Annotated in this window: 10 protein-coding genes; 9 read left to right on the plus strand and 1 reads right to left on the minus strand. The window is 38.7% G+C overall.

The window, feature by feature from the left end:
* Nucleotides 1-199: 199 nt before the first annotated feature.
* Nucleotides 200-1,594, minus strand: coding sequence for an MATE family efflux transporter (locus ACO1PF_RS06115; RefSeq protein WP_423190436.1), 1,395 nt, complete (start codon nt 1,592-1,594; stop codon nt 200-202).
* A 454-nt stretch (nt 1,595-2,048) separates the two neighbouring features.
* Here ACO1PF_RS06115 and ACO1PF_RS06120 point away from each other — a divergent pair, with 454 nt between their 5' ends.
* From ACO1PF_RS06120 to ACO1PF_RS06160, 9 genes are all read left to right on the plus strand, one after another.
* Entirely contained in the window at nt 2,049-3,419 is a 1,371-nt protein-coding gene (locus tag ACO1PF_RS06120; RefSeq protein ID WP_423190437.1) for a M20 family metallopeptidase, read from the plus strand.
* Nucleotides 3,420-3,427: 8 nt separating this feature from the next.
* The gene (locus tag ACO1PF_RS06125) at nt 3,428-4,618 is read left to right on the plus strand and encodes a carboxylate--amine ligase (RefSeq protein ID WP_423190438.1); all 1,191 of its coding nucleotides are present in this window, start codon (nt 3,428-3,430) and stop codon (nt 4,616-4,618) included.
* A 55-nt stretch (nt 4,619-4,673) separates the two neighbouring features.
* A complete protein-coding gene (locus ACO1PF_RS06130) occupies nt 4,674-6,239 on the plus strand; it encodes a Mur ligase family protein (RefSeq protein WP_423190439.1) in 1,566 nt (521 codons plus the stop codon).
* Nucleotides 6,240-6,270: 31 nt separating this feature from the next.
* Nucleotides 6,271-6,993, plus strand: a complete 723-nt coding sequence (locus ACO1PF_RS06135) for a TraX family protein (RefSeq protein WP_423190440.1) — start codon at nt 6,271-6,273, stop codon at nt 6,991-6,993.
* A gap of 80 nt (nt 6,994-7,073) precedes the next feature.
* Nucleotides 7,074-8,279 carry an SH3 domain-containing protein gene (locus tag ACO1PF_RS06140; protein WP_423190441.1) on the plus strand — a complete coding sequence of 402 codons (1,206 nt, stop codon included), beginning with the start codon at nt 7,074-7,076 and terminating at the stop codon, nt 8,277-8,279.
* Between the two features lie 88 nt (nt 8,280-8,367).
* Entirely contained in the window at nt 8,368-9,804 is a 1,437-nt protein-coding gene (locus ACO1PF_RS06145; RefSeq protein ID WP_423190442.1) for a UDP-N-acetylmuramoyl-L-alanyl-D-glutamate--2,6-diaminopimelate ligase, read from the plus strand.
* Nucleotides 9,805-9,970: 166 nt separating this feature from the next.
* Nucleotides 9,971-10,705 carry an aspartate/glutamate racemase family protein gene (locus ACO1PF_RS06150; protein WP_423190443.1) on the plus strand — a complete coding sequence of 245 codons (735 nt, stop codon included), beginning with the start codon at nt 9,971-9,973 and terminating at the stop codon, nt 10,703-10,705.
* 257 nt (nt 10,706-10,962) lie between these two features.
* Nucleotides 10,963-11,325 carry a YcxB family protein gene (locus ACO1PF_RS06155; RefSeq protein WP_423190444.1) on the plus strand — a complete coding sequence of 121 codons (363 nt, stop codon included), beginning with the start codon at nt 10,963-10,965 and terminating at the stop codon, nt 11,323-11,325.
* A 183-nt stretch (nt 11,326-11,508) separates the two neighbouring features.
* Complete coding sequence (locus ACO1PF_RS06160; protein WP_423190445.1) at nt 11,509-11,937, plus strand: CopY/TcrY family copper transport repressor; 429 nt, start codon at nt 11,509-11,511, stop codon at nt 11,935-11,937.
* Nucleotides 11,938-11,939: the final 2 nt, after the last annotated feature.

The following is an 11,939-nucleotide window of genomic DNA, read 5'->3' on the forward strand; positions in this document are numbered from 1 at the left end:
TGCCGAAGATGAACTAACTAAATGTCACCCACGGTATAACTAGTCGCTAGATCGCCTTAACAAACTCTGAAACACCATGAATCCCCAACTATCAAGAAAAGAGGCTGGGACAAATATAGTGACCCCCGAAAGTTAGACCTAAAAAATCTAACTTTCGGGGGTCGGCTCAAAAGTCCCAGCCTCTTTTCGGCTTTATTCTTTATTTGATTTTTATAGAAGAGGGTTTAAGTTCATCCAGTAAGGCTCCTTCTTCCGTATCGAGTGCCAAGGGATATTTGGCGGACAAATTACGTTTGGTCGATCTGTATGCCAGAACGAGAGGGATCAGAGCTGCAAACCAGGCAAGCGGGCTTGCTATGACTATCCCAGTAAAGCCTAAATGCACAGACAAGAAGAAGGCAGCTACAATGCGGGCAAGTAATTCTCCAACGCCCGCGACGGTTGGGGCAAAACTATTACCGAGACCTTGTAGGGTGTGTCTGTATATAAATAACACAGACAAGACAGCATATAAGGATGAACTCGCTAAGAAATAATGCTGGATCATTTGAAGCACTTCGGCGGGTGCATCAGCTCCGACAAATAAGGTGGCAAAGTGTCTACCCCAGATCAAAAGAATGAGACCAATCACTAAACTGTAACCAATACTCATTTTGAGAGCCTGGTTGACTCCGTGCCAGACACGGTCCAACTTTCTTGCACCGTAGTTTTGGGCTGCAAAAGTCGACATCGTTACACCAAAAGACTGAAGCGGGAGCACAGCAATAGAATCGATCTTCTGAGCAGCAGTAAATGCCGCAACGGCAGAGGCACCCAACAGATTTAGCCTCATAGTGATGGCCACAGCACCAATTGCAATGATGGAATATTGAAATCCATAAGGTAACCCGATGCGCAGATGTTCCTTGAATTCAGCTTTATCCAGTTTCCAATCTTCTTTGTGGATACGTAGGAGAGGTACTTTTTTCCAGATAAACCAGAGAGTCAAGATACTTGAAGTGACCTGGGCAGTAATGGTGGCTAAAGCAGCGCCTCGAATGCCTAAGTCAAAGACAAGAATAAAGACATAGTCTAGTATGACATTTAAAATAGAAGTCACAATTAAAAAGTAAAGTGGTGTCTTGCTGTCGCCAATAGCTCGCAGTATGTTAGCTAAATAATTAAAGAGGATGACAGCACCGATACCTCTAAACAAAACGTTTAAATAGTCGTAAGCATAAGTGTAGGTCTCATCAGGTGTCTGCATAAATGTTAATATTTCCTCTGTAAAGGTTGTGGTCAGCACAGTTAAAGTTACACCGATGACCAAGCTTATGATCAAGCCGGTTGCTAAATTTTTTCTTAAGGCTTTCTCATCCTTGCCTCCAAAACGTTGAGCGGTAATAACGGATAAGCCGGCAGTGATTCCGATAGCTAAACCGAGGATCAAAAATTGTAAGCTTAATGTTGAACCGATAGCTGAAAATGCATTTACGCCAATGGTTTGACTGACGATATAGGCATCAGCCATGTTATAAAGTTGTTGAAACAAGTTTCCAATCAATAAAGGAACCGTAAAACTAAGAATTAGTTTAAGGGGACTTCCTTGTGTCATATCTTTCTTCAGTGTTATCACTCCTGTATTTCCGGACACATTATGACAATATGTCACAAATCGATAAAATCAAATCGATAGTTTAAATTTTATAAGTACCAGATAATTATAGTCTTATTGTAATTAAAAACAAGAGTTAAACACACTTTTTACCGAAACATTTCAAAGGGTGTTCACTGTTCGGTATTTTCTGGTTTTTAAAAAAAGAGTATCAAGAAGCTTAGGAAATACCATTTCTCGAATGCAACAAGTCCTGGTCGCTAAAAGAGATAGAAAAACTTATTCCATTCGTAAAGAATGCAAAACAATAATAAGGTATAATGGAAGAAAGGTGATTTATATTTGGAAAAGAGCTGAAACGGTTGACTTTTTCACTATATCTAGTAACGTGATGAGCGAGACTATAATAAAAATATTTCTACATCAAAGTAGAAAAAAATAGGAGTGTATTAAAATGAAACAATTTATTACGGATTCTATAAAAAATGAAAGTTTACGTACACTGAAAAAATTAATTGCCATTCCATCGGTGAATACGACCAATGGTGACGAAGTGGCTTTTCCGCCCTTTGGAAAAGGGATCGATCAGGCCTTAAAAGAAACACTCGCTGTCTGTGATAAATTAGGAATGGACACGTTTTATGACCCTGAAGGATATTACGGCTATGCAGAATATGGAGACGGCGAAGAAACGGTCGGCGTTCTCTGCCACTTGGACGTGGTACCTGAAGGAGATAGAGAAAAGTGGGAATCAGATCCTTTCAAAGGGGTGGAACGTGATGGCGTCCTTTATGGTCGCGGTTCACAAGATGATAAGGGTCCGACGATTGCGGCACTTTATGCATTTAAAGCAGTTGTGGATGCTGAAGAAACGTTTAATAAAAAGATTCGGTTTATTTTCGGAACAGATGAAGAAATATTATGGCGTTGTATGAATAATTATGTCGAGCATGAAGAATTGCCAGATCTCGGTTTTGTCCCGGACAGCGCTTTTCCGTTAACCTACGCTGAAAAAGGATTATTGCAAGCGAAAATCATCGGACCGGGTGCGTCAAAACTGAAGCTCCAATGCGGGAGTGCGCCTAATGTGGTGCCCGAGAAAGCCGAGTATGCAGGGACTGGGATTACTGAATTGTCCCGAATTTTTGATAACATGGACATTCCCTATAATAAAGAAGAGAAGTCTATTACTGTAAAAGGAAAAAGTGTGCATGCGAGTGTTGCGGGTGAAGGTAAAAATGCCATTGCGCTTTTAGCAAAAGGCTTAGTTGCGTTCCAACCTCATCCCGTCATTTCGTTTATTTCTGAAAAAATCGGTTTGGAGACCAACGGCGAAACACTCTTTGGTCAAGTCAAAGATGAGGTTTCAGGTGAATTAACGGTCAATGTCGGTACTTTGGAAATAAACGAGAACACTTCAGAAGTCATGCTGGATATTCGAATTCCTGTAACGTATGATAAAGAAAAAATCGTTTCAGCGTTAAAAGAGAAAAGCAGTGAATACGGGTTGGATTATCAGGAACATGATTATCTAGCTTCTCTGTATGTTCCAAAAGAGAGCAAACTGGTCCAGTCGTTATTAGCGATATATAGAGATAAAACAGGAGATTATGAAAGTGAGCCATTAACTTCGGGCGGGGCCACTTATGCACGGGCAATGCCTAATATGGTTGCTTTTGGCGCGCACTTCCCCGACAGTAAAAGTCTAGCGCACCAGGAAAATGAAGGAATCAAATTAGATGAGTATTATGAAGCCATGGACATCTATGCTGAGACCATTTACCGTTTGTGTTGCACAGAGGATCAGCAAAGTAATGGAGAGTGAATTAATTAATGGAAACGAAACACAAAGCAGTCGTATTAGGAAATAATTATTACATCGGTTTGAGTATCATAAGATGCTTAGGAAAATCGGGAATCCCTGTAGCCGTTCTGGATTATCAGGAAAAAGGAGCTTACGCGCGTCAATCCAAGTATGTGACTGAGAAATTGATTGGACCGCACTATTCTAAAGAATCAGATAAGCTAAAAGATTTCCTCATTGCCTACGCCAAGAATCAAGACTACAAACCCGTATTGTATCCCACAGCTGATCAATACGTTGAATTTGTTGATAAATATCTACTTGAATTGAAAGAGTATTTTTTGATCAATCAAACCGAACAAGGTTTTTGGAGTGATTTGATCGACAAGGATAAACTGTACGTTTTAGCGCAACAGCATAACGTACGTGTTCCTCAAAACATTCAAGTAGGAAATGCTGATATCGTTGAAGAAGTAGAGAAAGAATTGGGCTACCCGTGCATTATCAAACCATCTGACTCTTCAAGATTCGTTTCAAAATTCCGCAAAAAACTATTTAAAGTAACCAATCGTCAAGAGTTGGAAGAAGGATTGAAAAAAGCTAAGGATGCTAATATAGAGGTTGTTGTGCAACAATTGATTCAAGGTTTTGATGATCACATGTACACATTTGATGCTTACTTGAATCAAGAAGCAAAAATCACTCACTGGGTCACCGCACAGAAAGAACGCCAGTATCCCATTAATTTCGGTGCATCCGTTTATATCAAGCAGAAATATGTGCCAGAACTCCACGAAATCGGAGCACCTTTCCTTGAAGCCATTGGATACAAAGGGTTTGCTGAAATCGAATTTAAAAAAGATGAACAGACCGGTGAATATTACCTGATTGAAATCAATGTGCGTACCACTAATTTCAATCAAATGTTAGCAGAATTAGGATTCAATATGCCACTTCTGGCTTATAAAGAATTAACAGGCCAAGAAATCGGCCAAGATAGCCTGAAAGTATCGACAAATTTAGCTTTCCATTATATGTATGAAGACTTACATGCGTCATTAGCCTACGTGAAATCGGGCCAATTGACATGGAAATCAATTCTAAAAACCTATACAGAAAAAAGAGTGGGCTCAATCTGGGTAGCAAGTGATCCAAAGCCGGGGATATATTACGTAGGGAATTTATTGAACAAAGTGAAAAAAAAAGTCGGAAAAAGATAAAAATAAAATAGAAATTTGCATCTATCAATGAATTTCTAAAAAGGAGAACTGAACCATGCAATTATTTGAGCTACTCCAGGCAATTAAGGTAATAAAATCAAAAGATTCAAAAGATGTTGAAATCAGTAAGATAGCCTATCATTCTGATGATGCTCAGGAAAATTCGTTATTTGTATGTATTAAAGGGTATCAGACAGATGGGCATCAGTATGCTCAAGAAGCGGTAAATAATGGAGCAGTTGCTTTAATTGTTGAAAACATCCTTCCAGATATTGCTGTGCCTCAATACTTAGTTGATGATAGCCGAAAAGCCTTGGCTGCTTTAAGTGATAAGTATTTTAATCATCCTTCACAAAGCATCACTATTGTAGGTATTACCGCAACCAATGGGAAAACATCAACATCATTTATGACAAATGCTATTTTAGAAGAAAACAACTGGAAAACAGGTCTTATCGGTACCGTGATGGTCAAATATGGTGATACACTTGTACCGAGCATCTTGACCACTCCCGAATCTTTAGATCTACACGGGTATTTCAATAAAATGCGCGATGAAAAAATTTCTCATGTCACGATGGAAGTGTCTTCTTCGGCACTGGATCTGAGTCGAGTGGGGAGTGTTTCTTTTGATATTGTGGCTTTAAATAATATCAGTCGGGAACATATCGATCTGCATGGCTCGTTTGAAGAATACTACAACGCTAAAGCAAGTTTGATACGCGAAGCAAGAGCGGATCAGTTTGCAGTATTGAATTTGGATGATGACTATTCCGCTTCATTAGCTAAAGAGACAGCAGCTACAGTGATCACCTATGGTATTGAAAACAATTCAGGTCATCTTATGTGTAAAGATATCGATTTATCAACGGGACGAGGTAATTTCACTATAGAAATAAACAAACCGTTTAAAAATATCAAAGGTGAAACCGTTGAAAAAACATCCTTTAAAGTCAATTTATCGGTAGCAGGTTATCATTCTGTTTATAATGCAATGGCGGCTATCACAATTGGTTTAATTAGTGGTGTGTCTGTTGAAACAATACAATCGGGGATCGAAAGCTTTAAAGGAGTCGAACGTCGTTTCCAATTTATTTATGAAAATGATTTTAAAATAGTAGACGATCATTTTGCAAATGCTGGGAATATTGAAGTTACCTTAGAAACGTTAACGAAAATGGATTATAAAAAATTACACATAGTTTATGCGATCAGAGGTAATCGTGGGGTAACAACGAACAGAGAGAACGCACAGACGATTGCCAAATGGGTGCCAGAACTCGGCATCAAGAAAGTCATCGTCTCTTTGAGTGAATCTCATGTGGTAGAAAAAGATAATGTCTTAACTGAAGAATTGGAAGCATTTAAAGAAGAAATGGCTAAGGTTGGTGTGGAAATTGAACTGCATAAAGAAATGCCAGCCGCTTTGGAATCCAGCCTCGATCAAGTAGAAAATGGAGATGTCATTTTAATTGGTGGTGCACAAGGTATGGATTTTGGTGCGAAATATATTTTGAATCAATTAGTTGAAAAACGACCTGATTTGAACGCGCAAGAAGTTTTGGCTCCACTTGAAGAGCGAGTGGCTGGTATTGATGAACTGTTTTTAGGAAACAACTAAAATCGCTGAATCACAGAATCGGGGTGAAAAGATGGAACATCCATTCTCTATTGCAAAAATTAAAAATGTCGGTTTGAATGCGAATGTCATCAAAATAGTAGCTGTTACAGCTATGTTCGTCGATCATTTTTCGCGAGTGATCACAGAAGATGGTACGGCGGGAAGATGGGGCTTGCATTTGATTGGTCGTTTGGCGGCACCGCTTATTGCGTATCTTGTTGCCGAAGGACATCATTACACTTCAGATAAAAAAGCTTATGCTATGCGAATATTCATATTCGCTCTGATTTCTCATGTTCCCTATATCATGTACTTCGATTTTGGCTTTTTTCAGGCAACGAGCGTTTTCTGGTCTTTATTGATGGGATTGATCGCTTTAACTGCAGCAACAAACGAAAAGTTATCTGATGTATGGAAAGTGGTCATTGTCGTTGCTAGTTTAATACTGGCAACACCGGCTAACTGGAATTATATTGGCGTGCTGTGGGTTTTGAATTTCGGATTATTTAGAGACAAGTTGAATTGGAAAATGACTGGATTTGTATTGATCACTTTACTGTTCTACATTATACCCGGCTTACAAGAATATGGTGGGTTTGTAATGTACCGCTTCGGTAGTTTGATGGCTTTACCCATTCTTTATTTGTACAATAGAAAGCCCGGGAAAAGAACGTGGTTTACAAAATGGGCATTTTACTGGTTCTATCCTCTACATTTAATTTTCTTATACGTGCTACAGTTATTTTTGACCTGAAGACGTTAAGGTCTTATACTGTGTAAAAGTATAAGCAGAAACAAAGAGATGTAAATGGCTGAACAGATAAAGGAGCTTTAATGTTGAGAAAAAATAGATCTTTATTGAATGGTTTAATCATCATACTGAGTTTTTCAATTGTTATTGTAGGCATAAGTACCTATCTGCAACAATCCGAAAAAAACGAACAAACAGAAGAAACAGCAACTGAACCTGGCAATCAAAACGGCTCAGATAAGAACGATAATAGCGAAGAAAAACCGGAACTTCCAATGTGGTATACAGATGGGACATTTGAGCTGCCAATTGTCGGAGCAGCCGGTTATACTTCAGTCAAACAAGCGTTGTATGAAGAGCCCGATTCAAATGCGGGTTCTCTTCAAGAATTGAGTCCCGGTACACCTTTTGAAATAAGAGGAGAAGTAGGGGGATATTGGCTTGTCCGATCCGACACTTTTGAAGGATGGATCGAACATCGTTTTGCTTTTATCAATTTACCGGATGTTATCCCATCGATCATTTACAATCATACAAATAGTTATGATTCCCGGTTTCAATCGTCTCGAGTAGAAATTCCAGAGTTGACAGGTGAACCACTTAATCCAATGATTGAATATAATGATCGTCTGCAAAAAGAAGAATTCATTATGCCCTTACTATATCAAACAGCGAAAAAATTGTTCTATGCGCAACAATTAGCACTGCAAAATGGAGAGAGCTTAGTGGTGTATGAGACTTTCAGACCGAGAGATGTTCAGCTGCTCGTTAATGATTCCTTGACTCAACTAGTCGAAGAGAACGAAAAGGTGGCGGAAGGCATTGCTGACGAGCCTTGGAGTATGACCTGGTTTATAAACATGAATGTATCCAATCATCAAAGAGGGATAGCTATTGATCTCAGTCTAGCTGAAGTAGAAGGAATCATAGACCAGACGATAGGCGACTATAGAACCTTAACAGTGGAAAATTATACGGAATACATTATGCACACACCTCTTCATGAATTAAGTGCGGAGTCAGCTATTTTTGAACGACCAATTGCTTCTGCAGACCGTGAAGGTTGGAAAGACTTAACTATTAATTCTAAAATGACTGAACCGTCGCTTAAACTTCAGGAATACATGGTTGAAGCCGGTTTTAACCCTTTAGCTTCCGAGTGGTGGCATTTTAATGATGTCGATGCGCTAGAAGATTTAGAGAAAGAAGCCGGATCAGGGGAGTTTTATATCAAGGAAACTTTCAATAGTGTACCGTTATGGAAAGACCTTACACTTACAAAAGAATAGAAAGAAAATAGCGCAACTTATTTTAGTTTTTTAAGTTTAATGAATAATTGCTTATAAGTGTTTGAGGAATATGTTAAGGAGACTAATTGTGAAATGGAATAAATTGATTGAAAATATACAAGGATTATCTGGCGATACGATACCCGAAACAACTGAAATAAAAGGTGTGACAGATCAGTCAACTGAGGTTGAAGAAGGCTTTGTGTTCGTCGCGGTAAAGGGTTTCAAAAATGATGGTCATCGTTATATCTCTCAAGCAATTGAAAAGGGAGCAAGTGTGATCATTGGTCAACAAGACATTGAATTAAAAGATACTCCCTATATCAAACATGAGAACACCAGAAAATTACTCGGGCAATTAGCCGCAAGCTATCATAACAATCCAACCAAGACCAAATTAGTCATTGGAGTTACTGGAACCAACGGGAAAACAACAACCGGATTATTCCTGACACATCTCTTAAGAAAAAAAGGATATACCGTGTCATTCTTTGGTACTGTATTTAATGAAATGAATGGGGAACGGACAAAAAGCTCTTTAACAACTCCGAGCGCATCAACTATACAAAAGGCGTTAGCTGAGTCTAACGACGAGGCCGTTGTTATTGAAGTATCCTCTCAAGGGTTAGAGCAACATCGCATGGAAGGCATGTCTTTTGACTATGCGCTGTTCACTAATTTGCAGCATGATCATCTAGACTATCACAACACTATAGAAGAGTATTTTTTTGCTAAGAAGAAGTTGTTTGCTTTATTGAAAGATTCAGGTAAAGCGATAGTCAATGAAGATGATAAATGGGGGGAGAAACTTTCACAGTTATTGACAGAAGAAGGCCTGACTGTTTTAACTGTAGGCGAAAAGCATCAATATACGCGATATCACTTGGAAGGATCGACGCAAGGGTCGTGTACGATCGGAGACAAAGCTTATGCGGTCGAATTACCTCTGCCCGGTAAATATAATCTGTCTAATTTATCCATGGCTATGACAGTTTTACAAGATCTGAACGAGGATATAACCAATATTTCTCAAGTAATGAAAGATTTAGAACCGATACCGGGACGTTTTGAGGTAGAGACGCTCTCTGAAAACGTCAAAGGTGTGATAGATTATGCCCACACGGCAGAAGCCTTGCAAGGTCTATTACCTACAATCAAAGAAATATATCCCAATCATCGTTTGGTGCACATCTTCGGATTTAGAGGAAACAGAGACAGCACTAAAAGAGAAAAGATGATGCAAATTTCCGCTCAATTTAGTGATGAGACCATTTTGACTTTAGATGATTTAAATGGTTTGAGTGAGGATGCAATGGAAGCAAAGTACCTGGAATTTGTTAAAGATCAACCATCCGGACAAGTGAAAATCATTTTGGATCGGACGATAGCTATTTCAGATGCCACGAAAAACGCAACAGAACCAACACTCGTTGTTGTTACTGGAAAAGGGCACGAATCGTATCAGCAAGATTTTGAACTATCATTAAAATCAGATAAAGAAACGTTTCTATTTTTGAAAAAATAGAATGTAAGATGTGCATGATCATATAATAAAAGCATGTTTTACTAAGAAGTTTCCACCGTAGACTTTTTAATAATGGGATCAAATAAGAAAGAACTAATAGTTCAATAAAAAAGCGGGACTGCCCGTGGAAGTAAGTATTTTATCAAGCTTAGACGGGAGGGTTAGTATGAATAATGAGGAGAGAGTTATCGGCGTTTTAGGTGGAATGGGACCTGAAGCAACGGCTAGTTTTTATATGAAAGTCATCAAAGAAACGCAAGTAGAGAAAGATCAGGATCATTTCCGAACGATCATTGATAGCAATCCCAAAATTCCCGATCGGACACAAGCCATTTTATACGGTGGCCCTTCTCCCGTTTCAGAGATGATCAATACCGCAGCTAATTTGCAACTGGCCGGTGCGACAGTCGCGGTCATGCCGTGCATCACCGCTCACTACTTTTTTGAGGTTATTCAAAAAGAAGTAGACATACCCCTTCATCACGTCCTTAAGGGTTTAAATAAGTATGTTGATGAAACGTATCCCAACATTAAAAAAATCGGCGTATTATCGACGACTGCAACCAGAAATACCCGTTTGTTTGAGACGCATCTGGTTGACAAAGAGATTGCCTATCCAAACGATTTCGAACAGGAACATATGGTAATGCAGGCTATATACGGCGAAAATGGAATCAAACAGGGCAACACAGGCCAGCATACTAAAATGCTCTTAGTGGAAGTAGCTGAGCGGTTGATCAAAGAAGAAGGGTGCGAATTAATTGTTGGTGGATGTACGGAAGTGGAATTAGTCTTAAACGCAACAGATTTGTCTGTGCCTTTTATCGATCCCATGCTTGTTGCTGCGAGAGATTTAACGAGACCTGAAAAGATTAGCGTAAGTGAGTTAAGAAGTAACTGATATATATAGCGTCAGGCTGTATTTTATCAATCATTAGGATTATAAATGATTGATGCATAGGTAGTTGAAGTAGAGATATCAAAGGAGAAGGTCTATTGAGACAAGACACGGAGATATCAATCTCAGGAAAACTAACATTGGAAGATTTCATCAAATATAATCACTATCATATGAATAAAGTGCTGAAGTTGTATGTTGCTATAAGTTTTATGGTGATTTTTTTGATACTCTGGATACCTATGTCTGGGAGTATTCTATTGGTACTTATTTTCGCGGGGGCCCCAGCATTGTTGCTTTCGGGCCTGCTTTATTTGTTTTCCAAACAGTTGAAAAAGAGGCAGTCCATCGAAGAATATAAGAGTGATCAGCTGATCAAACAAATGGTAAATTATACTTTTGATGCTGATGGAATGACTCAGCTCATCAAAAGTTCAAATAATCAGTATGAATGGGATGACTTTTTTAAGGCTCGAGAAAACAAAGCGATGTTTTTACTGTATCTCTCAAAAAATAAAGCGCTGATTTTACCTAAGCGTTTTTTCGATTCACAAAAACAAATAGATACCTTTAAACATCTTGTTTCAGAAAACATAAATAAATTTGAAATGAATGCTGATTAAAAAAGTATTTACAGACAAACTGATGACGCTGCAAGACTTGACTATTTCAAATATCGATTATTAGCTATGGGTTCTTATGATTTTATAAGAATCGTAGTTTTTTTTGTTGACTTTTATAGATTACAGTTGTAAACTATAAAAGAAGTTAAATGTTTACAACTGTAAACCGGAGGAGGTTCAATCATGCATGAAAATCAAATTTCTCCCTCAGAATGGGAAGTGATGCGCGTCGTATGGACGACCCATCCCATAACAAGTAAAGAAATTGACGATATCTTAAAAGAGAAAAAAGAGTGGAAATTAGCGACAACCAAGACATTGATCGGACGCCTGGTGAAAAAGGGCATGCTTTCAACTGAGAAACAAGGTCGGAAGTACCAATACAGCCCTGTTGTTTCAGAAAAAGAAAGTATTGATGAGGCAATAGATGATTTACTTGGTCAAATGTGTACCACAAAAGTGGGGCAAACCATCGAATCGATTTTAGAAAAAAGCTCGTTAAGCATAAGTGACTTGGAACGTCTTGAAGCACTGATCCAAGAGAAGAAAGTTGATGCACCAGAAAAAATAAAATGTGGGTGTACGCCCGGACAATGTTCCTGTGTGCATTAAGG

It is taken from the genome of Alkalibacterium sp. f15 (genome assembly GCF_049389645.1).
Lineage (GTDB): Bacteria > Bacillota > Bacilli > Lactobacillales > Carnobacteriaceae_A > Alkalibacterium.

Coding starts and splice junctions, on each gene's coding strand:
- ACO1PF_RS06140 (WP_423190441.1), top strand. CDS start 7,074: ATGTTGAGAAAAAATAGATCTTTATTGAATGGTTTAATCATCATACTG.
- ACO1PF_RS06115 (WP_423190436.1), bottom strand. CDS start 1,594: ATGACACAAGGAAGTCCCCTTAAACTAATTCTTAGTTTTACGGTTCCT.
- ACO1PF_RS06130 (WP_423190439.1), top strand. CDS start 4,674: ATGCAATTATTTGAGCTACTCCAGGCAATTAAGGTAATAAAATCAAAA.
- ACO1PF_RS06125 (WP_423190438.1), top strand. CDS start 3,428: ATGGAAACGAAACACAAAGCAGTCGTATTAGGAAATAATTATTACATC.
- ACO1PF_RS06120 (WP_423190437.1), top strand. CDS start 2,049: ATGAAACAATTTATTACGGATTCTATAAAAAATGAAAGTTTACGTACA.
- ACO1PF_RS06135 (WP_423190440.1), top strand. CDS start 6,271: ATGGAACATCCATTCTCTATTGCAAAAATTAAAAATGTCGGTTTGAAT.
- ACO1PF_RS06150 (WP_423190443.1), top strand. CDS start 9,971: ATGAATAATGAGGAGAGAGTTATCGGCGTTTTAGGTGGAATGGGACCT.
- ACO1PF_RS06160 (WP_423190445.1), top strand. CDS start 11,509: ATGCATGAAAATCAAATTTCTCCCTCAGAATGGGAAGTGATGCGCGTC.